At 61.5% G+C, this 21,959-nt stretch carries 19 protein-coding genes, 3 tRNA genes and 4 pseudogenes; 1 reads left to right on the forward strand and 25 read right to left on the reverse strand.

The window, feature by feature from the left end; translation table 11 throughout:
• Nucleotides 1-10: 10 nt before the first annotated feature.
• The 12 genes and pseudogenes from sctT to PSH84_RS23405 form a co-directional block, all read right to left on the reverse strand.
• A pseudogene (gene sctT, locus PSH84_RS23350) lies at nucleotides 11-825 on the reverse strand (type III secretion system export apparatus subunit SctT).
• A gap of 5 nt (nucleotides 826-830) precedes the next feature.
• Nucleotides 831-1,100 carry a type III secretion system export apparatus subunit SctS gene (sctS, locus tag PSH84_RS23355; protein ID WP_122566013.1) on the reverse strand — a complete coding sequence of 90 codons (270 nt, stop codon included), beginning with the start codon at nucleotides 1,098-1,100 and terminating at the stop codon, nucleotides 831-833.
• Complete coding sequence (gene sctR, locus PSH84_RS23360) at nucleotides 1,100-1,759, reverse strand: type III secretion system export apparatus subunit SctR (protein ID WP_047229694.1); 660 nt, start codon at nucleotides 1,757-1,759, stop codon at nucleotides 1,100-1,102. Before sctR ends, sctS begins: the two co-directional genes overlap by 1 nt.
• Nucleotides 1,756-2,814: a type III secretion system cytoplasmic ring protein SctQ gene (gene sctQ, locus PSH84_RS23365; protein ID WP_305481871.1), complete on the reverse strand. Its 1,059-nt coding sequence runs from the start codon at nucleotides 2,812-2,814 to the stop codon at nucleotides 1,756-1,758. The genes sctR and sctQ overlap by 4 nt, the downstream gene beginning before the upstream one ends.
• Entirely contained in the window at nucleotides 2,811-3,287 is a 477-nt protein-coding gene (locus PSH84_RS23370; RefSeq protein ID WP_122566015.1) for a hypothetical protein, read from the reverse strand. The genes sctQ and PSH84_RS23370 overlap by 4 nt, the downstream gene beginning before the upstream one ends.
• Nucleotides 3,288-3,303: 16 nt before the next feature.
• Nucleotides 3,304-4,557 carry a FliI/YscN family ATPase gene (locus tag PSH84_RS23375; protein ID WP_240998441.1) on the reverse strand — a complete coding sequence of 418 codons (1,254 nt, stop codon included), beginning with the start codon at nucleotides 4,555-4,557 and terminating at the stop codon, nucleotides 3,304-3,306.
• 65 nt (nucleotides 4,558-4,622) lie between these two features.
• Nucleotides 4,623-5,216: a type III secretion system stator protein SctL gene (sctL, locus tag PSH84_RS23380; RefSeq protein ID WP_122566017.1), complete on the reverse strand. Its 594-nt coding sequence runs from the start codon at nucleotides 5,214-5,216 to the stop codon at nucleotides 4,623-4,625.
• Entirely contained in the window at nucleotides 5,213-5,854 is a 642-nt protein-coding gene (locus PSH84_RS23385) for a type III secretion protein (RefSeq protein WP_305481872.1), read from the reverse strand. Before PSH84_RS23385 ends, sctL begins: the two co-directional genes overlap by 4 nt.
• Entirely contained in the window at nucleotides 5,851-6,633 is a 783-nt protein-coding gene (gene sctJ / locus PSH84_RS23390) for a type III secretion system inner membrane ring lipoprotein SctJ (protein WP_305481873.1), read from the reverse strand. The genes PSH84_RS23385 and sctJ overlap by 4 nt, the downstream gene beginning before the upstream one ends.
• Before the next feature lie 4 nt (nucleotides 6,634-6,637).
• On the reverse strand, nucleotides 6,638-7,087 hold the full coding sequence (locus PSH84_RS23395) for a hypothetical protein (protein ID WP_122566020.1): 450 nt from the start codon (nucleotides 7,085-7,087) through the stop codon (nucleotides 6,638-6,640).
• A 9-nt stretch (nucleotides 7,088-7,096) separates the two neighbouring features.
• The gene (locus PSH84_RS23400) at nucleotides 7,097-7,309 is read right to left on the reverse strand and encodes a hypothetical protein (protein WP_122566021.1); all 213 of its coding nucleotides are present in this window, start codon (nucleotides 7,307-7,309) and stop codon (nucleotides 7,097-7,099) included.
• Nucleotides 7,310-7,374: 65 nt separating this feature from the next.
• Nucleotides 7,375-7,980, reverse strand: a complete 606-nt coding sequence (locus tag PSH84_RS23405) for a type III secretion protein (protein ID WP_305481874.1) — start codon at nucleotides 7,978-7,980, stop codon at nucleotides 7,375-7,377.
• Nucleotides 7,981-8,146: 166 nt separating this feature from the next.
• On the opposite strand from PSH84_RS23405, the gene PSH84_RS23410 reads away from it, so the two are divergent.
• Complete coding sequence (locus tag PSH84_RS23410) at nucleotides 8,147-8,926, forward strand: tetratricopeptide repeat protein (RefSeq protein ID WP_305481875.1); 780 nt, start codon at nucleotides 8,147-8,149, stop codon at nucleotides 8,924-8,926.
• 11 nt (nucleotides 8,927-8,937) lie between these two features.
• Here PSH84_RS23410 and PSH84_RS23415 read toward each other — a convergent pair whose 3' ends face one another.
• From PSH84_RS23415 to PSH84_RS23475, 13 genes and pseudogenes are all read right to left on the reverse strand, one after another.
• On the reverse strand, nucleotides 8,938-9,363 hold the full coding sequence (locus tag PSH84_RS23415) for a hypothetical protein (RefSeq protein WP_305481876.1): 426 nt from the start codon (nucleotides 9,361-9,363) through the stop codon (nucleotides 8,938-8,940).
• Between the two features lie 13 nt (nucleotides 9,364-9,376).
• Nucleotides 9,377-10,646 (reverse strand): annotated as a pseudogene (locus PSH84_RS23420) (type II and III secretion system protein family protein).
• Between the two features lie 65 nt (nucleotides 10,647-10,711).
• Nucleotides 10,712-12,851, reverse strand: a pseudogene (gene sctV / locus PSH84_RS23425) (type III secretion system export apparatus subunit SctV).
• Nucleotides 12,848-13,183 carry a type III secretion apparatus assembly chaperone SctY gene (sctY, locus tag PSH84_RS23430; RefSeq protein WP_047229706.1) on the reverse strand — a complete coding sequence of 112 codons (336 nt, stop codon included), beginning with the start codon at nucleotides 13,181-13,183 and terminating at the stop codon, nucleotides 12,848-12,850. The pseudogene sctV and the gene sctY overlap by 4 nt, the downstream one beginning before the upstream one ends.
• The gene (locus PSH84_RS23435; RefSeq protein WP_305481877.1) at nucleotides 13,180-13,542 is read right to left on the reverse strand and encodes a hypothetical protein; all 363 of its coding nucleotides are present in this window, start codon (nucleotides 13,540-13,542) and stop codon (nucleotides 13,180-13,182) included. The genes sctY and PSH84_RS23435 overlap by 4 nt, the downstream gene beginning before the upstream one ends.
• A complete protein-coding gene (locus PSH84_RS23440) occupies nucleotides 13,539-14,483 on the reverse strand; it encodes a SctD/MshK family protein (RefSeq protein ID WP_305481878.1) in 945 nt (314 codons plus the stop codon). Before PSH84_RS23440 ends, PSH84_RS23435 begins: the two co-directional genes overlap by 4 nt.
• A gap of 126 nt (nucleotides 14,484-14,609) precedes the next feature.
• The gene (locus PSH84_RS23445; protein ID WP_163006721.1) at nucleotides 14,610-14,771 is read right to left on the reverse strand and encodes a hypothetical protein; all 162 of its coding nucleotides are present in this window, start codon (nucleotides 14,769-14,771) and stop codon (nucleotides 14,610-14,612) included.
• Nucleotides 14,772-15,341: 570 nt separating this feature from the next.
• Nucleotides 15,342-18,700 (reverse strand): annotated as a pseudogene (locus PSH84_RS23450) (type III effector HrpK domain-containing protein).
• 781 nt (nucleotides 18,701-19,481) lie between these two features.
• A tRNA-Asp gene (locus PSH84_RS23455) sits at nucleotides 19,482-19,558 on the reverse strand.
• A gap of 89 nt (nucleotides 19,559-19,647) precedes the next feature.
• Nucleotides 19,648-19,724: transfer RNA gene (locus PSH84_RS23460), tRNA-Asp, on the reverse strand.
• Between the two features lie 58 nt (nucleotides 19,725-19,782).
• Nucleotides 19,783-19,858, reverse strand: a tRNA-Val gene (locus PSH84_RS23465).
• Between the two features lie 103 nt (nucleotides 19,859-19,961).
• Nucleotides 19,962-20,735 (reverse strand): SDR family oxidoreductase, encoded by a 774-nt coding sequence (locus tag PSH84_RS23470; protein WP_305481879.1) that lies wholly within the window; start codon nucleotides 20,733-20,735, stop codon nucleotides 19,962-19,964.
• Nucleotides 20,732-21,943: an O-succinylhomoserine sulfhydrylase gene (locus PSH84_RS23475; protein ID WP_305481880.1), complete on the reverse strand. Its 1,212-nt coding sequence runs from the start codon at nucleotides 21,941-21,943 to the stop codon at nucleotides 20,732-20,734. Before PSH84_RS23475 ends, PSH84_RS23470 begins: the two co-directional genes overlap by 4 nt.
• Nucleotides 21,944-21,959 lie beyond the last annotated feature (16 nt).

The raw sequence follows: 21,959 nt of genomic DNA on the forward strand, positions 1-21,959 counted from the left end.
AACAGGGAAGTCATACCGAATCGGCCAGCGTCTTCAGGAGCTCCACCGTACCGCGGAATTCGCCGAGTTGCTCGATCATCACCGGAATCAGGAAGCTGATGTAGACCACCATCAACACAGTGAAGAACAGATTTTTCACCGGCAGCGACAGACGTCGAAAATGTGCAGGTTGGGCGCCATGCGCGACAAGTAGGCGAGCATCAGGTCCGTGACCAGCATGCAGATGATCAGCGGCCCGACCATGATGACGCCGATGCGGGTCACCTGGTCGAGAATCTGCAGCACCGCCATCAACGCCGAGCTGGCAAACAACGGTGTGAACTCGGTCACCGGCCATAACAGATAGCTGTGGTAATAGCCGTCGACCATCATGATGAAGCCGCTGGACATGAAGAACAGGGCGATCAACATCACCGTCAGCAAGGTGGCCATGACACTGGACTCTGCCGACGACAAGGGATCGACCAACTGGGCCATGGTCGAGCCGCGTTGCAGATCGACCAACTCGCCGGCGACTTCCGCCGCCCAGAACGGAATGCCGAACAGCAGCCCGATGAGGATACCGATCAGGAATTCCTTGATCAGTAGGCCGGCCAGGAAAAACCCACCATGGTCTGGCAGTGCCGTGAAAGCGCCATACACCGGAACAAACATGGGGATGGAAATGGATACCGCGACGCAGCTGCGGATCATGCCGGTCAGGCCCAGGCGGTTGAAGGCTGGGGTGATCACCACCACGCCCATGGCGCGGCTGGCAGACAGCGCCGCCGAGCTGATGACCGGGTAGGCGACTTCGATGAACTGGTTGGCAAGCTCGGTATTCATGCCATTCAGCGCGTCCACAACGGGAAGTTGTCGAGCACCTGGTTACCCAGCTCAAGCACCTGGCTGGCCAGCAGCGGCCCCACGAACACGATCGTCAGCAGCACTGCCACCAGCTTGACCGCCTGCGGCAGGGTCTGGTCCTGGATCTGGGTCAGTGCCTGCAGCAACCCCACTCCCAGACCGACGATGATCGCAACAGCCAGTGCCGGGGCGGACAACAGCAGCACCGTCATCAGCGCCTGATTCATCAACGAAAGAAATACATCCTGGCCCATCAGGTGCCCCCGTAGCTAAGAATCAAGCCATGCATCAAGCGCGACCAGCCGCTCAAGGCGACGAACAGAAAGAGCTTCAGCGGTATGGAAATCAGCGTAGGTGAGACCATGGACATGCCCATGGCCATCAATACGTTCGCCACCAGCAAGTCCACCACCAGAAAGGGGACGTACAGCAGGAAACCGATTTCGAAAGCACGGGTCAGCTCGGAGCTGACGAACGCCGGCACCAGTACCACCAAGTCATCATCGCGCAGATCGGCCCGGGCTTCAGGGGACCAGATGGTCTCCGTGGCCTGGATGAAAAAACCACGCTCGCTTTCGTTGGCGAAGCGCGAAAGGTGCGCCTGCAATGGCGGCCTCAGTGCATCACCGAACGCGGTCAACTGCTCGATGCTCTCGATGTTGAGATCGCGGCCCTGCACCTGCCGGTACATGTCGCCCAGCAACGGCGTAGTGACATAGACCGACAGGATCAGGGCGATGCCGTACAGCACCATGTTGGGCGGCGTCTGTTGCACGCCCAGAGCGTTGCGAATCAGAAACAGCACCACGGAGATTTTCATGAAACCGGTCAGGGTCACCACTGCCAGCGGGATAAGACCGATGGTGGCGACGACAACAATGATTTCAATCAGGTTTGGCTGGTAGCCGTTCATGACGCGGCGATGCTCAACACACGCACGCCCAGGCCTGGACCGATCCTGACCAATTGCCCCAGGCCGACGCGACGCCCGTTGATCATCAGGTCGACGTTGTCCTGGCGTTGCTCGGTGAACGACAGCAGGCTGCCCTCCCCCAGTTCGCGCAGTTGCGCCAGGGTCAACTCGACGCTGCCGGCCTGGCAAACCATTTTCAGTGGCAGTTCGTCCAGGCGCGAATCCAGATTTCGCCCGTCAGGGGTTTCACTCATGGAGGGTGCTTCGTTCACGGAAAAATCCTTGGAAAAATTGATGATCATCGGTGTTTCAAGCAGCGTCAGCCTGGTGCCGTCCTGGCGGGCCCGGGTGTGCAGACGACGGGCCACCACCAGCCGCACTTGGCCCATGGGCCAAGGGTCGAGCATCACCACGTCGCCCGGGTTGAGGCTGCGCAGCTCGCCGACGCTCAGCTCGGCTTCGCCGGCCTCGACCACCAGCCACAGGCGCAGGTCTGTCAGCGCATGGGGAGCCGGCGGCGCATATCGACCGAGCCACTGCGCGACCCGCTCGCCAGCGTTAGCGCTCAAGTGCAGCGCAACGGGCATGGACGAGCCATCGAGCTGGACTTGAGTGGCCAGGCGCAACGGGCAAGGTTGAGCGGCCAGGGCGGCGTGAGCCGGGTCGGCGTGGTCAATGAAACGCATCGATTGCCCGGTCAGGCGCTCCAACGGTTCGATCAGGCTCAGCAGGGCCAGCTCCAGCAGCATCGCGCCAGGCAAGGTTTGAAAGTCCAGGGCGACGGGCATACCCAGGGCGTGCAGTGCCTGCGCTGGCAGGTGCAGCCTGATGGCCGACGCGTCGCCCTCCTCGCCCAGCCCCAGCAACAGCTCAACCGCCGTGACGTCAGCTTCGGCAACGCAACCCCAGCGCACAGCAATGGCCTGACCTGCACATTCGCCCTTCCAGGTTTCGCGGCTACGATGCAGGCGGTTGTGCAGGTCCACCCATTGGGGATCGACAGGCGCCAATGACTCGGCAAAAGGTGTCCAGAGTGGGGGTTGGTGACAGCTCACGCACGGCCTCCGAGGGCAGCGCGAGGAATTTCGTCGGCTTCCAACCGGTGTTCGTCGATAAGGCGCTCGACACGCTCGCGGCCTTCGAGCAAGGTGTCGCAGGCCTGCGCCTGGCGCTGTCGAGCCACATGGGCAACCCGGAACACTTCGCGCTGATGCTCGTGGATTTCCAAGGTGCGCGCCACTTCACTGACGCTCACTTCCAGCTGTCGCTGTCCGCCCTCGTACAGCGCCTCCAGGTGCTCCTGGGCCATACGCCAGTCACTGATCGACATGCCTTCGCTGATCGAGCCGTAGATACGCTCAGCTTCACGGGCCAGGGTCTCACGGTGCAGGCGCAGTTTTTCCTTGGCGTCATCCAGTGCCACGTTGGTTTCCCGGCAGCGTCGCTGCTGAGCGACCAGTTGGCTGGACGCACGTTGCTCACGCAATTGGCGCAACGCTTGAAGGCTGCGCATGTCACTGGTTTTCATAAGACCTCCATGGTTATCAAGCCATCACCCTGCGCATGTGTCGCAGGGTTTCATCGGGGCTGCTTGGCTCGTTGGCTCCTTGGCGCAAGAACGCCTCAATGGCCTCATGCCGCTCAATCGCCTCGTCGGCCAGTGGGTCGCTCCCGGCGGCGTATTCACCGACCCGGATCAGCATTTCGATCTCGTTGCGCCGCGCCATCAGCTCGCGCATGCGCATGGCCAGGTGGCGTTGCTCGTCGTCACACACCTGGTCCATCAACCGGCTACGGCTTTGCAGCACATCCACCGCCGGGAAAAAGTTGCGTTGCGCCAGTTCGGCGCTGAGCACGATGTGCCCATCGAGGATCGAGCGGGTTTCTTCGGCCACCGGGTCCATCGAGGCATCACCTTCGGTGAGCACGGTATACAACCCGGTGATGCTGCCGGTCTCGCCGGGGCCGGCGCGTTCAAGCAAGCGCGGCAAGGCGGAGAAAAAGGAGGGTGGGTAGCCGCGTCGGGTCGGCGGCTCGCCCACCGCCAGGCCGATTTCCCGCTGGGCCCGGGCAAAGCGGGTCAGGCTGTCCATCAACAGCAGTACGTTGCGGCCCTGGTCGCGGTGGTATTCGGCCAGTGCCGTGGCAACAAAGGCGGCGCGTACCCGCTCGGCGGCCGGACGGTCGGAGGTGGCGACCACGGCAACGGTACGCGCCCGGGCCTCGGCGCCCAACTGCACATCCAGCAGTTCGCGCACTTCACGGCCGCGCTCACCGATCAGGGCGATCACGATGACATCGGCATTGGTATTGCGCACGATGCTCGCCAGCAGTGACGACTTGCCCACCCCCGGCTCACCGAAAATACCCATGCGCTGGCCCTGGGCCAAGGTCAGCAGGCCGTCGATGCTGCGCACCCCCAAGGACATCGGATGGGCGATCAGTTGGCGACTGAACGGCGCTGGGGGTTCGGCATGCAAGGGGTAGCGTTGCAACACGCCCAGCGGCGGGCTGCCATCGAGAAATTCGCCCATGGGGCTGATCACTCGGCCCAGCTGCGCATCGCCGACGCTCACCCCCAGGGTCTCGCCGGTGGCGATGATTTCGGTGCGAGTCGACAGGCCGTCCATCGAGCCGATGGGCGAAAGGATCGCTTCGTCATCTTCAAAGCCAATGACTTCGGCAGCCAGGCTGCGGCCGCTGCCGGGTTCGCGCAACTGGCACAGTTCACCGATGTGCACACCGGCGACGCTGGCGCGCAGCAGCACCCCACGGATGCTGCGGATGGTGCCCTTCATGGGACGCGGTCGGGCATTGGCCAGACGCTCGGCCAGGCGCGGCAGCAGGTCGTGGGGGATAGTGGTCACGGCTGTGCCTCGTCGGCGTACGGCAGCAGGTTACGGCGCAGGTTGAGCAACTGGGCTTCAAGCCCCAGCTCGACCGAACCCACCGGACTGCTCAGCCGTGCCTGACCGCCTTGCAATCGATCGTCTGGCTCCACCGCAATCGCCGGCAAGCCATCCTCTTGCAGTTTGAGCTGCTGACGCACCGCTTCGGCGTCCTGGCGGGAGACGAACAGGGTCAGGGCCTGGTCCTGGCGGAACGCCCCCAATGCCTTGCGGGCGCAGCGCATCACGCGCTCGGCATCGTCCATGTCATCGAGTATTTCGCGCACAATGCCCAACGCCAGATCGGCCAGGGACGTTTCCAGCCCGGCCAGCCAGGCATCGATCCTCAACGACGTTTCGCCCAGCAGTGCGCTGACCTGTTCGGCCCCCTCCCGGCGTCCGCTTTCAAAGCCTTCGGCGTGGGCTTGTTGCAACCACTGCTCACTGTCTTGCCTGATGGCCTCAGCCTCGTCACGGGCGGCCTGCAGGAAGGCGTAGCCGTCTATCCACAGGTCTGCCTGTTCGGCACGCAGAATACGGGCGGCAGGACGGGTCGGAAGCGCTCTCATCGGGTCCCCTGCTCGTCAGGCTGTTGAAGGTTCGAGGCGGCGCTGCGCACGATGGCCTGGGCATTGGCTGCCGACGTGGAGCCTATCGGTGCGCTCTCATCCGGCAGTTCGGCAAACCGCAGGCGCAGCCAGGGCTGAAGTAGCACTGGCTGGGCTCTCAGCCAAACGGCGATGCAGCGGCCGCCATCATGGTCGATGGCTTCAAGCAGTTCAGCCGGCTGGCGCAGCAAATCGGCGCCGCCGCCCAGGGCCCGGTTTGCCAGGGCCAGGGCAAACACGTCACTGCCCAGCGAATCGCGCAACTGGTTGACCACATCGCCACGGATCTCGCGGCTCAGGGTGGTGCTATGCACAATCGCGCCACACAGACGCGGCAGGCGTTTGAAGGCCTCGGGAGACAGCGTCAGCACCGGCAGATCGTCCACATCGGGCAGCGGCAGGTGACCGGGAGCCTGCAGCGCATGGCGGCTGAGCAACAGGCGTATCAATCGCGCCTGGAAGCGCGGCTGTTGGCGCAATGCACTCAGCTGCGCACTGCCGAGGTCGTCGGGGAAGCACGCCGCAAGAGGCGGCGTGCCGACGAAATCCAGCGGCTGTTCGATCAAGTTGTGCCACTGCTGCAACGCGTCGGCACTCATTTCACGCCCTCCAGCTCATACAAGGCACGGGAGGCGCGTCGTTGCCAGTGCTGCCAGCCCAACACACCGACCATCGACAGCGCGACCAGCAGCAGAACGCCGAACAGCATCCAGGCACGGGGCAGGTTGTCTTCAAGCATCCATATGCCCAGGAAGCTGGCCAGGCGCGGCTGTGCGTTGGCCCGACCGCTGCCGGTGGTGGCCTTGATTACCGTGACCGACACCCCTTCGTAGCTCAAGCCGGAGATGCCGTTGGCCACCAGGGTCTTGATCTGCGGGATCAGGGCGTTGATGTCGGTATTGGGGTCGTAGCGCACCAGCACTGAAGCCGACGACGGGGAAATCACCCGTTTGAGCAGGTCATTGTCGGGTAGCACCACATGTACCCGGGCGGAGACCACACCGTCGATCAGCGAGACGCTGTGCGAGAGCTCTTCACTGAGCGCATAGACCATCTGGGCCCTTTCTTGCACGGGAGAGGACACCAGGCCACCACTTTTGAACACGGCGCCCATGTTGGAAAAGGTCTGGCCCGGCAAGCCGGCTTCGTCGAGCAGGCTCATGGCCTCGGCAAAGCGTTTTTCGTCCACCACCAAGGTGAGTTGGCCGTTTTCCTGGACCTTGCGCGAGGCCGGCACACCTTCGCGCAGCAGCACCGCGACCATGGCATTGGCCTCGCGCTCGCTGAGGTTGGTGTACAGGTCGATATCGCAGCCCTGCAGCATGCTGGCAAAGGCAAGGACAATCATCAGACGCACGGCATGGCAACGGCGGGACATGGCTTTATTGACCTTTCAAGAGCGTGTTGGCTGCGCCGGAAATCTGCGTCGCGCCACGAACGACCATCTGAGTTTCAATGGAGTAATCGAACATGCGGCCCAGCGATTGGACGATCTGGTCGACCTGCTGATCGCCGACCTTTTTTCCCGACTCGCCCGCCGCGCCCTCAGGAAGTGACGCGATCTGTTGCGTACCGGAGGGCGCCACAGCGTTGCCAGCCGTCGGCCCGTTGGTCAGCGCATCGGCACGCTTGGCGAAGTTTTGCGAACGGTCGATGAAGCCATTCAGGCGCTCCATCAAGCCTTCGCCGATCTGGTGCGGACTGGCGCCGGCGGGCATGCCCTTGGCGCTGTTTGTCATGTGTTCGAACAAGTTCTGGGAGGCCTGCAAATCGACCTGCCCTCCTGACGGCGGCAGCGCCGCCGTGGCTGTTGTTCCGAGACTTACCGTCATGGCGTGGGCCTACTCGTCATCGTCCGACTGGGCTTCGTTCAGGATTTCCTGGGCACGAGGCATGATGATGAACTGGCCACCAATCGTGACGGCCTGGGTGATCAGGGCCTCGGTGAGTTCTCCATCGCTCAGCTCGCTCTTGGCGTTGTCCACCGCTGCGTTGAACTGCGCTTCGGAGTTGGCAGTGACAGCGGAATTTTCGCTGATGGGGGTGACTGACATGGTGGTTCTCCTTGACGGGGTTGATGGAAGATCGATCGGTTAATGGAGCCTACAGGCGAGTGCTTTCACTCTTGTGTCACCGCACCGCCCCTGAACACACGCACGCCGCGCTCGCGAGTCGTCGCCATCGGCGTCGGGGTCGACGTAAGCGGTTGGTCGAAGTGCTGCTCGATCATGGCCAGCCAGGCCGGCGGCCCGGAAACGAGCAACTCATCGCCATCGGGTCCGGTGCGCACCGACATATGCGTGCCGTAGACATCCCGGCTGGTGACGTAATCCTGCAACTGCTCCAACTGCCGGCCCTGGGCCTTGAAGCGTCGCGTATCGGTTTCGGAGTCGGCGGAGAGGTAAAGCACATTGCCGTCGAAGTACCACGTCAGGCCGTTGAAGTCGCACAGCGCCGTCAGAAAGTCGCCGGCGGACTCGGCACGTATCCGGCTGCGCGATTTGCCGCGTACCTTGTCCGACATGACGACGCTCAGGTCCATATTTCGGCCAAACTCTTGCAGCGCGGCGCGCACGTCCTGCTCAACCAACACATAGGCATAGGGCCGAGCGAACCAGTCCGGCTGCGGGTTGGCATCGTCGACTTGCGTTCGATCGGCGGCCAGCAGGTTAAGCGCGATAAACACCAGCGCCACGCCGATCGCCGCCCGCGAGACCTTACGCATGGAAGCGCTCCCCGCCGCCGGCCTGAGGGTACGCCCCGAACAAAAAACGGGCACTCTTATGGATGATGTCAAGAAGATGACTTAAACGTCGGTCACCCTGTTCCGCCTGAGTGCTCAACACTCCTTGGTTTTGCCCACTGCAAAATTCGCCGAAAGAGCCCTGTTCATGCCAAATCGTTTTGCCTGCACATCGTTGTTGTTTGCCAGCATCACCCTGGCCTCCTGCGCCCACCCACCGGTCTCCGATGGCAGCTACCAGCGCTACATGCAACTGGCCGGCGACCTGCAAAAGCGTGGTGATGTGGGATCCGCCGCCGCGTTGTACGAAAAAGCCACCCAGGAACCGGACGCCCGGATCGAGGCGTGGTTGAAACTGGGTGAGGCGCGCCTGGCCAACGGCGATGCGCGGGCCGCCGAGCTCGCCTACCAGCAAGCGTTGGAACGTCAGCCCGACAATGCCGCGGCGTTGCTCGGCGTGGGCACCGCCCAACTGCGTCAGGGCAAACTGGAGCGCGCGGTCACTTCCCTGACCCAGGCCAGCGCGGGCAACCACCCCGAAGCGTTCAATCGCCAGGGTGTGGCGCAAATGCTGCGGGGCAAGCCATCCGTGGCCCAGGTGGCATTCATCCAAAGCCTGGCCCTGGCGCCCACCAACCTGGACACGCAATGCAACCTGGCACTGGCCTACGCGTTGGGCGGCCAGGCGCAACAGGCGCTGCGAACCATCAAGGAAGTTAGCGACTCGCCCCGCGTCCAAGCCAGTCACCAACGCAACGCCCTGCTGGTCATGGTGCTGGCCGGCCGCGAAGAGGACCTCAAGACTCAGAACCTGGAAGACATCACGCCCAAGCAATACACCCGGTTGCTGACCGAGGCCCGACGCATCAAGGCCATTCAGGACCCTGCGATGCAGGCCCGGGAGTTGGGGTTGGTCGGCAGCCGCTGAGCCAAACGCGTTCATTGGCCCGCCTGCTTGTCGGCCTTGGCCTGCTGTTCGGCCAGACGGCGACGCAGCTCCTCACGGTCATAACCTTCGATGTAAACCTGGGCCGCCCGCCCCACCGGCGCGGCCATGGTTGGGCCGGTAGCCCGCCCCTCGATCACATCCGAACGTTGCTCAACCATCTGCAGCAGCGTCCGGTTATTCGCACAACCGGGCGGCAGCAGGCGCACATAGCGCGCTTGATCGGTATAAAAGCTGTCTTCGACCGGTGGCTCAAGGCAAGCCACCGGCGCCCACTCAATGCGACCATCGGCGTGGGTGAACGCCTGGTAGTCCGGTGAATAACTCACCGGTTCAAGCTGGGTCTTGCAGGCGCTCAGCAGCACGAGCGCGCCGAACGTCAGAGCGACCAGAAACAGATGGGACGATGAAGGGTTCATGCTCGCTCCTGGCTCAATTGATGTAGAAACCGAACATGTCGCTGCTGCGCGGCCCACCAGACGCATGGGTCGCGCCCTCGGGCTGGGCATCGAGCGGCGTGGCCACGCTGCGGGTGCGAACCGGTTCCACCAGGTACGGCGTGATCAGAATCACCAGTTCGGTTTCGTTGCGCTGGAAGCGCTTGGAGCGGAACAGATTGCCGAGGATGGGCATCTCGCCCAGCATCGGCACTTTCTCGATGTCCTGGGTGCTCTCGCGCTGAAACAACCCGGCAATGGCGAAAGTCTGGCCACTGCCGACCTCGACGCGGGTATCGGCACGCCGCACGCGGAACGACGGCACCTGGTAGCCGCTCACGTCCACAGTGCTGGAGCCCATCAGGCTGCTGACTTCCGGGCGTACTTGCAGGGCGATGCGACCGTTGGGTAGCAAGGTCGGGTTGAACAGCAGCGAGACACCGAAGGGTTTGTATTCGATCCCTACGGTGTCGCGGTTGACCGGAACCGGCACCGCGACCTCGCCTCCGGCCAGGAAGCTGGCTGTCTGGCCGGTCATGGCGGTGATGTTGGGTTCGGCGAGGATTTCCAGGATGCCGTTACTTTGCAATGCTTCGAGCATCGCATCGATGTTGACATTGCCCGAGGCCAGCCCGGCGCTGACCACATTGGAGGCACCAGAAGCCGCGCTGGAGGCCAGGGCTCCGCCCGTCAACAGACCAAAGGAAAAGGTACCGTTGTCGAACAGGGCATTCCAATTCACGCCGTAGCGCAACAACTCCGACCGCGAGACTTCGGCGAAGCGCACCCGCAGGTTCACCTGGGCCGAGCCCGCGTAGGAGGCGGTGTTGAGGGCCGAGCCCAAGCCTTGGCCGTCGCTGGTGAGCAGGCTGTTGAGGTCGGTGGCTTCATCGACACTCTGGACCACGCCCTTGGCCAACATACGATTGCCGGCAGCGGTCACCTGGACATTGCTTGCGGGGTGCAGGTCTTTCAGGGACCGCGTCACGGCCTGGGTGCCGCTGTTGATCGCCAGGCTCAGGCTGGCCAGTTCCTCACCCTCGGCGCCCCAAGGCAATCAGGTTGGTTTGTCCGGGCGCCTTGCCGAACACGTAGATCACGCCAGGCGAAACCACCCGCAGGTCAGCGATACCAGGCTCTGCGACCAGCACCGACTCGACCGGATCCTGGAAACGCAGGATCCGCCCTTCGCCCTGGGCCAGGTCCAGCGTGACCTGGCTGCCCGGGGCGATGGACTCTGCGCTGGCCAGCTGCGGCAGCAGCATGGATGACGCGGCAGCGATCCAGAAGCCGACGCAGACAGGGACGCGAAACAGCGTAAAACACATCATCAAGCAGTCGCCATTGAAGTAAGGGAAGCGTCGTCGGCTGTTCGGCGGCCGGTCGTTTCGGTCAGGCTGATGGAACCGATGGCCTGCAGGTTGTATTCGCCGGCCAGCTCGCGAAATGACAACACCGCCAGCTCCAGCTCGCCCCGCACCAACCAGTCGACGCAGGCTGCGACGCAACTCGGGATGCACCAGCAGGACAGTGCGATCACCCTCGGCCAAGTCCTTGCAAACGGCACGTAACTGGATCAGCAATGAACGGCTGGCATGTTCGTTGAGCAACTCGCGCGGGTTGTCGGCACGGCGCAGGTAAGCACGCAGTTGTTCCTCCACCGCGGGAGTCAGCACGAAGGCCGTGATGACCCGGTTGCGATCGGCGTACTGATGGCTGATCTGCCGCGCCAGACTGGCGCGCAAGTGGTCGGCCAGGCGCGCCGCATCCGGCTCGCGGGCGCCCCACTCGACCATGGCTTCGAGCAAGGCGCGCTGGTTGCGAATCGACACACCCTCGGCGATCAACAAGCGCAGGGTTTCAGCCAAACGCTGCAAGGGCACGTTGCGCGAGACTTCCTTGACCAACTCGTCATAGCTGGCTTCCATGCGCTCCAGAATCCTGCGGGTTTCCTGAATGCCCAGAAAGGTCGCGGCATTGCGACGCAGGTTGCGTTCGAGGATGGCCCGCAGGACTTCAGCGGCGCTGAGAAAACCGATACCGGCCTGCTCAAGCAGCGGCTGGTGAGTGCGCTCGATCCATTGCGCCGGGCGACTGTGCAACGGCGACGGCGCCTCCAACGCATGAATGTCCAACAGTTGGACGTGCACCAGATCGTCCTTGAGCATCAGGCAATCAACCGGTATCTCGCCCTCGCTGATGGGCACGCCTTCGAGTTCGACCGAAAAGCCGTTGGCAGGCAGGCTGCGGTCGATGTAGATGTCCGGCACCGGCACCTCGATACCCAGGTCGCCGCGAATCTCATGGCACAAGGCTTCGATGCGTTGGCGCAACGGCAGTTCGGGCGCAGCCTGGGCCAACGCCAGGCCGATACTCAGCAGCACGCGGCTGTCCAGTGGCTTAGCCAGGGTTGCGTACTGTTCGAGCGGTTCGTCTTCGGGCGTCGCGACTTCGCTGACGCCTTCGACCACCTCTTCCCGGAGCGCTTTGTCGCGGCGATAGATCATGAACGCCGCAACGCCCAGCAACGCCGACAGCCCGATGAATACGATGGCCGGAAAGCCCGGCAACAGCGCCACGCCCAGCAGGATAAACGCGGTCAAGCCCAACGCCTGGGGGCTGTATCCCAACTGGTGGAAGATCTCGTTGCCCAGGTTGCCTTCGGTCGTGCCACTGTTGACCCGGGTGACCACCATACCGGCCGCGACCGAGATCAACAGCGCCGGGATTTGCGCGATCAGGCCGTCACCGACGGTCAGCAACGAGTAGGTGTGCGCCGCATCGGCAAACGACATATTGCGCTCGACCATGCCGATCATCATGCCACCCAGCAGGTTGACCGCCAGGATGACCAGGCTGGCAATCGCATCGCCCTTGACGAATTTCATGGCGCCATCCATCGCACCGAACATCTGGCTTTCACGCTCCAGACGCGAGCGGCGTCGGCGGGCTTCATGCTGATCGATGTCACCGTTGCGCAAGTCATTGTCGATGCTCATCTGCTTGCCTGGCATCGCATCCAGGGTGAAACGTGCCGCGACCTCGGCCACGCGCTCGGCACCTTTGGTGATCACCACGAACTGGGCCACGGTGATGATCAAAAACACCACCAGACCGACCACGACCTGGCCGGCGATGACGAAATCGCCGAACGCCTTGACGATGTGACCGGCGTTGCCATCGAGCAGGATCAGTCGCGTGGTGGTGATCGACAGGGACAGGCGAAACAGGGTGCTTAGCAGAATCAGCGGCGGCAGCGCCGAGAACTCCACCGAGTGCTTGATGTAAAAGGCGACGATGAGGATCAGGATGCTCAGCGAGATGTTCAAGCCGATGAGTGTATCCACCAGCCAAGTGGGTAGCGGAATAATCATCATCACGATGGCCATCAGCATGAAGGCGACGACAATCACGTCGCTGCGCTGGGCGGCCATGCGGGCCAAGGCGTTGAGGCGGTCGAGGAACATCATTGCGCGGCTCTGCGGGCGGTAAGATATCGTTTGAAGCACTGGCGCGCCTCATCCTTGCGCCCACCGCTCCACAGCGCACGACTGCGCAACAGCAACAGGCCGCTGGACTCGCCTTCCAGTTCGAGCAGGCGGTCCAGCGCCGACAGGGCACGCTCGGCCTGGCCGCTGTCGGTAAAGGCCATGACCAGATTGCGCAGCAGCGCGGTGTCGGCGGGCGTCATCTGGACGGCGATCAACAGCAGCACCAAGGCACGCTGCGACTGGCCACTGCGGCGATACAGCTCGCCCATGCCCTTGAGCAGATCGACGCAGTCTTGCTCCTGGCGATTCATGACTCGACCACCTGGGCACGTTGTTCTTCGAGCAAGCGACGCAGGTCGATTTCTTCGCTGATGAGCTGATGGGCCAACGCTTTGATTTCGGGCTCGGCATCGAGGATGGGGATCACATTGGCCAAGACGTATTCGAGAATCTCCATTGAGCGGCGACTGCCGAACAACTCTGCGGTCATGCCCTCGACGACGCCCGACTGCTCAATGTCGGCCCGCAGCGAACGACGCGCCGACACCGCGCGCTTGCCCAGCACTGCATCGAAGCGTCCATCTTGGCGCGCCTTGGCCGGCTGGAGGCTTTCTACCGCGGGGGTTCTTTCGGCGGTTGCCGGTAAGGGAGCACCAGGGTCGATTCTCATAAGGTCAACGTGAACCTTTCTTCACCGCGGGCGAGAACCACCTCATGGTTCTCGATGCGTTCGAGCATCCAGTTATCGCTCAGGGCGGCCCCTGGATACAGGCGCTCACCGTTGTCGTTGATCACGTACGGGTTATCGCCGAACCACACCGCCTGAAAACGTACGCGGGGCTTGGCGATTTCGTTACGTGCCACCACATCGGGGAGCAACAGGACCTTCTGGCCAAAGCGGCTATCGAAGGCTTGTTGCAGGCCCAGCCACTGGCTCTTCTGGGTTGGACCGTAAAAACCATGGGCACTGAGTTGGCCATCGACCTCGCCGACCTTGATGTGGTGAAGGCCCAACGCGCCAAGCTGCTGTTCGAGCCAAGCCTTGGCCTGCGCGACAGTCTTCGTCGATTCAGGGTGCACGGTCGGCGGAGCGACCTTGGCGGCGGTGCTCAACGCCAACGGCGCAACCGATTCATCCCGAAAAGCAAAAGCGCCCACGCACAGGAACATCAGCAGCAGCGCGATGAACCACCGCGTCCTACGCTGTGGGGGCGATGTGACCGCAGCCGCTATCGGCTCCACGCTCGCGGCGCCGTGACTGAGGGTCAGGCGGGCCTCGCCGATGCGGATGTCCACAGGCAGGTGCGCTCGATGCCCCTTGCCTGCGGGAACTAGAATTTCCCGGGCGCGGCGACCACGCACGAACACATCGCCGCCAATGGCCTCAACGGCCACCTGGCCTTCGGTGAAACGTAGCGCCACGTGACGCTCGGCAATGCCTGCGTCGCTGAGCAATAGATCAGCATTGGCGGCGCTGCCCAGCATGTAGACGGGCTTGTCCAGGGACAGGCAAACCCCCTGATGTAGACCGTGGGTGATACCCAGCACTGGCAGAGCTTTACCCGTGGCAGCGACGACTGGAGCCGTGGCGAAGAAAGTCAGGGCTGTCATGGTGTATTACCGGAATGAGGCGTGCGGACAGACACCTGTGAGGCACAAGTAAGCTGTCGTTTTTCAAGATCTAGCACCGCAACCAACAAGCATGCAGGCAGCCGTCGGGCCGCCTGCATGACGGCATCAGTTCTGAGGCCGTTGTTTGGTAGCGTCGAGCTCAGCTTTCTTGGCCGTGGACAGCTCGGTGATCTTGGCCGATTTCTCGATCGCCATGTTGAAGGTGGCTTCCATCTTAGCGATAGCCGAGTCAGCGTTGCCGGAACTTACTGGGGGAGTCGTGCTCATGCTGTTTCTCCTAACATAAGAATATTTGAGCCGCCAAGCGGCCAACTAATGTTGCCAAGCGAAGAGTAAGGGCCAAACATTACAGTTCAACGTCTAACACTTGTTTTAATCCCAGGCCCACCACTGCCTTGGTCGGATGAAAAACAAGAACCACATCACACTTGGGTAATATTTTTGCTTGCAGAGAAAATTCAAATCACCGCATGCAGGGCTGGAGCACGCCCCTGCATTAATGAGACGGGACTGCGTCAGCGCCCTAGTAAGTACGTCACCTGACACTTCTGGCGAACAGATACTTACAGGCCTAGGGGCAGACGATATAAACAGCGTGGCCACTGAATAAAATACATCTACAGAGCTTTTTCCAAATAAAAGCCACTCGATTAGCAACTTCGCCTTGATGGCCAGTTGCAATCAACTTCACATAACTTCAGTACGCTTCATATCCTGGACAACCCCCCAGTTTCTTACAGGCACTCGCCAGCACGCTGGTGGCCCGGGCAATGCCTTGAGGCAATTGCCCGGGGTCGTCCACCCATCATGCTGCAGCAGCGACCGACTGAGCCGGCGTCAGGAAGCGATGGTGCTATCTTCGCCCGGCCACTCCTCGTAAGGGATATCCCAGATATCGCCTTGCGGCACGCCGTCGATTTCGTACTGAGTCAGGTAATCGCTCAAGGCATCCGCGAATTTGCCCACCCGCGTCTCCTGCTTGCCTTCCTCGATCAAGCCCGGCACGAGCAGCGCCAGCGCGGCCACACCCGCCGCCGCGAAGCCCAAGCCACCCGCTATCATCGAGATTCGCGAAGCGGCAATCGCCGAAACGCTCATCGCGCTGGCGCCCACCTCAGCCACCGAAGCCAAACCCGCCATGATCCCCAACGAACCGGCCGTGATATTCATGCCACCGGAGACCGTATCGCCTTTCCTGAGCGCCTTGACACCATCGAAGATGCCGTAGGCACCGGCTGTGATAGCGGCAATGCCACCGATCCCCTTGGCCGCGTTTTCCATGCCCTTGAGGTTGGCGGTCACGCTTTTGAGCGGATCGTCCATCTTCTTGCCCAGGTCGCCGAGCCGATCACCTGTCAGCTTACCTTTCACATCCTTGAGGTATTCCTGATAGTTTTTCAGCCCCCCTTCAGCCAGGAGCGTGGCGGCCTGCACTGAGCCGGTGGCGATGTCGACGATTTGCCGCTCGGTCAGCTTACCGGCGTTGTTGGCACCTTTGGCGATAGTCACGCCGGCCATGAACAGCCCACTCACACCGTGCAGGACACCTTTGCTGGCAGCGCCCTTGATCGAGGAATCCTTGCTGAACACATCTAGCGCATCCAGGGTCTTGGTGCCCTGGCGAAGCAGGTCCCAGTCCCCCCTGAAATTAGTCAGGATCTGGTCTGGCGTGGCGACGGTGCCGTCGGCATTGACCAGCATCTGCGGGTTTTCCTTGCTGATCTGCTCGATGATTTTCTTGACCTTCTCCTCGTCCAGCTCACTCCCACCATTGACGCCGAAGGCCGCCTTCATGTCGTCGAAGGACGCATCCTTGAAGGCATTTTCCTTGGCGATCCTGGTGAAGTTCTCGTTGAGCTGTGTGTCGAACTTGCCGGTGAACTCAGGGTCCAGCGCCGAGTTGTACAGCGCGACTTCAAGGCTGAAGGCACTCATGGCTTCGTCAGGGGTATGGTCCTTGAGCAGCTCATTCAGGCGATCGCCTGAAGCCAGCGACTTCTCGTAAAAGCTTTCCAACTCGGCATTCGCCTTGGAGCCTTTGACGGCGGCCTGGATCTCACCGGCATTATTGATGCCCAACGCGCCCTGGAGGGTCTGTGCCGTACCAAAGAACTCGGCAAGAATTTCCGTGTGGGTCGTCTTGCCATCCTTGGACTTGGCCTCCCACAGTGCATCAAGTGACTTGCCAGACTTGATTTGGTCATCGTAGGTTTTTTCGCAGGGACTCCTTGAGCCCCTTGTTACCGTCCACCAGCTTGGTCAGCTCACTGGAGCCATGCTCGCCCATGTACTGGCTGACAGCAGGATCACTTTCCAAGAGACCAATGTGCTTGTTGACATCGTCCAGCAGCTTCTGGGCATCGGGATGGCTGCGCACCTTGTTGGCAATCGTGACCTGCGACTTGTCATCCCTCCACATCCCGGCGGCGCTGCCCTGGATAATCAACTGCTGGGCGGCCTTGAGATCCTGCAGAACAGCGGCCTTTTCCTCTGCCGAATATTTCTCCGGATGATCAAACACGTCCTTGTTCAAGCCTGCGGTATCGACCCTGGCCAAGGCATTGTTGCCGGCGATCCCCGAGAGCAGCGCGGTCACGGAGGTCGCATCCTTGGGCACGTTGGCACTCTTGAGCCAACTCTGGACATCCCCCCTGCTCAGTTCGCCATCAGGATTCTTGTCCAGTGGGTTTCTTGGCGTTGTCGATGACCTTGAACGCACCTGGCTGAGACCAGAAATCCAGTGCCTGCCTGGTCTCCTCGCTCAGCTGTGAATTCTGATTCCTGTACTCCTTGATATCCTCGGCAGTCAGGTACTTGCCCGCACCGGTCTTGCCCTTGATGGCCTCAAAGTTTTCATCGAGGATCGCTGCGTACTTGGCGATCTGCTGCGACGCCGGATCGGCATCCTTGTTGGTCTTGAGGTAATCCTTGTAGCTGGCGATATCATCGGTTTTCTTGAGTTCCGGCAGGCTCGAAAAGCCTTCCTTGCCGAAATCCTGCAGTCGACCCGCCTCAGTGCCGTGCTTGGCTTCGCCGCTCTTGGTGAAACCGTCCACGCTGCTGTTGAACACATCACCACCGGACTGGGCATTGCCCTTGTCATCGAACATCGTGATGCGATCCAAGACCTGCGCAGCCCGGTAGGCGGCGTCGGCGTCGTTCTCGTAATCGCCGACCTGGTCCTTGAGCATGTCCTTGACGCCACTCTGGTTGCCCAGGTTCTTGAGCAGCGGGTTGTCTTCAATGATGTCTTGGGCCGAGCGCTTATCCTCTTCCGGACGCTTCCAGACGATGCCAACCTTTTCGGCCTGCTCGCGGGCTTCCTTGTTGTCGCCAGCCGACGACGAATCCTTGATTTCACCCTTGAGGGCAGAAAACCCCATCTTGCCGAAGTCCTGCAGGCGGCCGGCTTCGGTGCCATGCTTCGCTTCGCCGCTCTTGGTGAAACCATCGACACGACCGTTGCCTACGTCCTTGCCGGCAATCTTGCCCCCCTCGCCATTGAGAGTCTCGATGTGCTCGAGCACCTGGGTCGCCCGATAGGCCGCGTCGGGATCATTTTCAAAATCGCCGACCTGCTCCTTGAGCATGTCCCTCACACCGCTCTGATTGCCGAGGTTCTTGAGCAAGGCATTGCCATCGATGATGTCCTGCGCGGAGCGATCATCCCCTTCAGGGCGCTCCCACTTGATCCCCAAGGCCTCGGCCTGCTCGCGCACCTTGGGATCATCACCAGGCTTGGACAGATCCTTGAGCTCGCCTTTGAGGTGCGAGAACCCTTGCCGACCAAAATCCTGCAGGCGACCCGCCTCGGTGCCATGCTTGGCATCGCCGCCCCTTGTGAAGCCGTCGACCCGGCCGTTATCGATGTCTTTGCTGGCAATCCGCTCACCGCCCTCATCGTATTTTTCCACGTGCTCGAGCACCTGCTTGGCGCGGTAGGCCGCATCGGGGTCAGTCTCGAAATCGCCGACACGGTCCTTGAGGTTATCCTTCACATCGCTCTGGTTACCCAGGTTCTTGAGCACTGGCGTGTCATTAATGATGTCCTGGGCCGAGCGGTCGTCGCCTTCCGGCCGCTCCCATTCAATGCCCGCATCCTTGGCCTGCTTGATCGCCTGGTCCCAGGCTTCGGCAAGTTTCGGGTCTTGCGGCCTAGAAGTTATGCCTACAAAACTGACATCTTGAACGGACATGAAAAACTCCTTTTTCTGGGGCACGGATAAGTGCAAGGTGCAAGCCCACAAGGGTGCAACACCTGCGACACATCAGCCGGCGTAAATACGCATGCTCAAAGTGCTATTAATTTGATATTAACTGGATAATAAAATTTGCATAACGGCAGGATCATGAAAGGAGTATCACGGAGAGTGTTACAGCATGAAAAAACGATCACATTAAGTTTACGTGACGCTTTTACTGTAGCGCCAAAATGATACCAATAAGCCATCAGCGCGTATCAGTACCTTATAAGGATTGCCTCGACCCCTCTAAATGAAGAAGGGGACTACAATGGCCCCCTCCAAGAAAAAGTTAATCTCATAGGCTTGAACTTATAAAAGGTTCCCTCACTCCCCTCACCACGCCAAACACACTTTCGCCGATAACGTTCCTGTTCCTGGCGATGTAATATTCATAGGGCGATCATTTCGTAATTCTCGAAAGGGCTGGCTGGTAGTGGGATTCGCCTTGTATTCAGGTAGAGCGAATACTCTATCAATCTAGTTGAGTGCTCCTCCTCCCCGCCAGGTGCTGCCTGGCGTTGATAAGGACCGGAAATGCCAAGAAGGGGGATACCGCCCAGCGGTAGACGCACCAATACGAAATTGATGTGCAAGAAATCGTAAAAGGCTGTGCCAGCGGTGTACTTGAAAACCGCGGTTGGAGATAGATTTCAGGGAATTCAGAAACGAAAAAAGCGGCTCAAGGCCGCTATTTCCGTAGCTTCAAGGCGTTCAGTGGGCCTCGAAACAGATATGGCGCAGCGGACGGGACTCGAACCCGCGACCCCCGGCGTGACAGGCCGGTATTCTAACCGACTGAACTACCGCTGCGTATCGCTATGGACTTGCGTCCAGTTAACTCGTCTGATCAAAACCCTGGGATCTGGATCTCGAACCAGGCGAACCTGCTTCGGAAAATATGGCGCAGCGGACGGGACTCGAACCCGCGACCCCCGGCGTGACAGGCCGGTATTCTAACCGACTGAACTACCGCTGCGCGTCGGTGGAGGCTTTTGATAGCTTCCGTCTTGCTTTCGCAAAACTCTCGTAAAACATGGTGGGTGATGACGGGATCGAACCGCCGACATTCTGCTTGTAAGGCAGACGCTCTCCCGGCTGAGCTAATCACCCTTTGCTTCGCTGAGGCCGCGAAATTTACGCAGGTACCGAAGCTAAGTCAATAGCAGGGTTGAAGTTTTTTCAAAACAGTTTCAAACGGCACCCGCGACCGCCCTCACTCATAAATCATTTTCTTGGTCATGCCGCCGTCCACCACGAACTCCTGCCCCGTGACAAAACCGGCATTGCGCGACAACAGCCACGCCACCATCGCCGCCACGTCCTCTACCGTGCCCACCCTGCCCGCGGGATGCTGGGCGTGATCGGCGTCGGTCAGCGGCTCGGCGCGGCGCTGGGATGGGTCCCGTGCATCGATCCAGCCAGGGCTGACGGCGTTGACCCGGATCTCCGGTCCGAGGCTGATGGCCAGGGCATGGGTCAGGGCCAGCAGACCGCCCTTGCTCGCCGCATAGGCTTCGGTGTCGGGTTCCGATTGCGCGGCGCGGGTCGAGGCCAGGTTGACGATAGCGCCGTTGTGAGCACGCAGATACGGCGCGCAGTGCTTGGCCAGGAGCATCGGCCCACCGAGATTCACCGCCAGGACCCGATTCCAGTAAGCCAGGTCGAGGCTTTCCAGGGTGATGTTGTGCGGGTCGGCGATGGCCGCGTTGCACACCAGCGCGTCGAGCCGCCCGAACTGCCCGAGCACCTCGGCGATACCGGTCGCGACCTGCGCCTCGTCCGCCACGTCCATAGCGATGAACCAGGCGTTATCGCCCAGGGTCTTCGCCACCTTGGAACCGCGCTCGCGATCCAGATCGGTCAGCACCACCTGCCAGCCTTCACAGATCAGCCAGGCAGCGATGCCCAGGCCGATGCCGCGTGCGGCGCCCGTAACCAGTGCTACCCGGCCATGAGTGCCGCTCGGCGGCGTTGCCAACTCGATCACAAGGCCGCCAACCCACGGGCCAGATCCGCTTGCAGGTCGGCCACGTCTTCCAGGCCGACCGCGACGCGGATCAGGCTGTCGCGGATGCCCGCCGCTTCCCGCTCTTGGGGCGACAGACGGCCGTGGGAGGTGGTGCTTGGGTGGGTGATGGTGGTCTTGCTGTCACCCAGGTTGGCGGTGATGGAGATCAGTCGGGTGGCGTCGATGAAGCGCCAGGCGCCCTCCTTGCCCCCCTTGACCTCGAAGCTCACCACCGCACCGAAGCCACGTTGTTGACGCGCAGCCAGGGCATGCTGCGGATGGCTCTTGAGGCCGGCGTAATGCACTTTCTCAATGCCGTCCTGCTGCTCCAGCCACTCGGCCAGGGCCTGGGCGTTGGCGCAATGGGCTTTCATGCGCAGGCCGAGGGTTTCCAGGCCCTTGAGGAAGATCCAGGCGTTGAACGGGCTGAGAGTAGGACCTGCGGTGCGCAAGAAGCCCACCACTTCTTTCATCTGCTCGCCACGACCGGCCACCACGCCGCCCATGCAACGGCCCTGGCCATCGATGAACTTGGTCGCCGAATGCACCACCACGTCCGCGCCCAGCTTCAGCGGTTGTTGCAGCGCCGGGGTGCAGAAGCAGTTATCGACCACCAGCATGGCGCCCTTGGCGTGGGCGATTTCCGCCAGTGCGGCGATGTCCACCAGCTCGGCCAAGGGGTTGGAAGGCGACTCGACGAACAACAGTTTGGTATTGGCCTTGATTGCCGCATCCCAAGCGGACAGGTCCGCCAGGGGCACGTAATCGACCTCCACGCCGAACCGCTTGAAGTACTTTTCGAACAGGCTGATGGTCGAACCGAAGACGCTGCGCGACACCAGCACGTGGTCGCCGGCGCTGCACAGGCTCATCACCACGGCCATGATCGCGGCCATGCCGGTGGCGGTCGCCACGGCTTGCTCGGCGCCTTCCAGGGCGGCGATGCGCTCCTCGAAGGCCCGCACGGTCGGGTTGGTGTAGCGCGAGTAGACGTTGCCCGGCACCTCGCCGGCAAACCGCGCCGCAGCGTCGGCAGCCGTGCGGAACACGTAGCTGGAGGTAAAGAACATCGGATCGCCATGTTCGGCTTCCGGTGTACGGTGCTGACCCGCGCGAACCGCCAGGGTATCGAACGCTACGCCTTCAAGGTCGCTGTCCAGCCGACCGGCATCCCAATCCTGACTCATGCTGTCACTCCTTTAA

The organism is Pseudomonas beijingensis, from assembly GCF_030687295.1.
In the GTDB taxonomy this organism is placed as follows: Bacteria; Pseudomonadota; Gammaproteobacteria; order Pseudomonadales; family Pseudomonadaceae; genus Aquipseudomonas; species Aquipseudomonas beijingensis.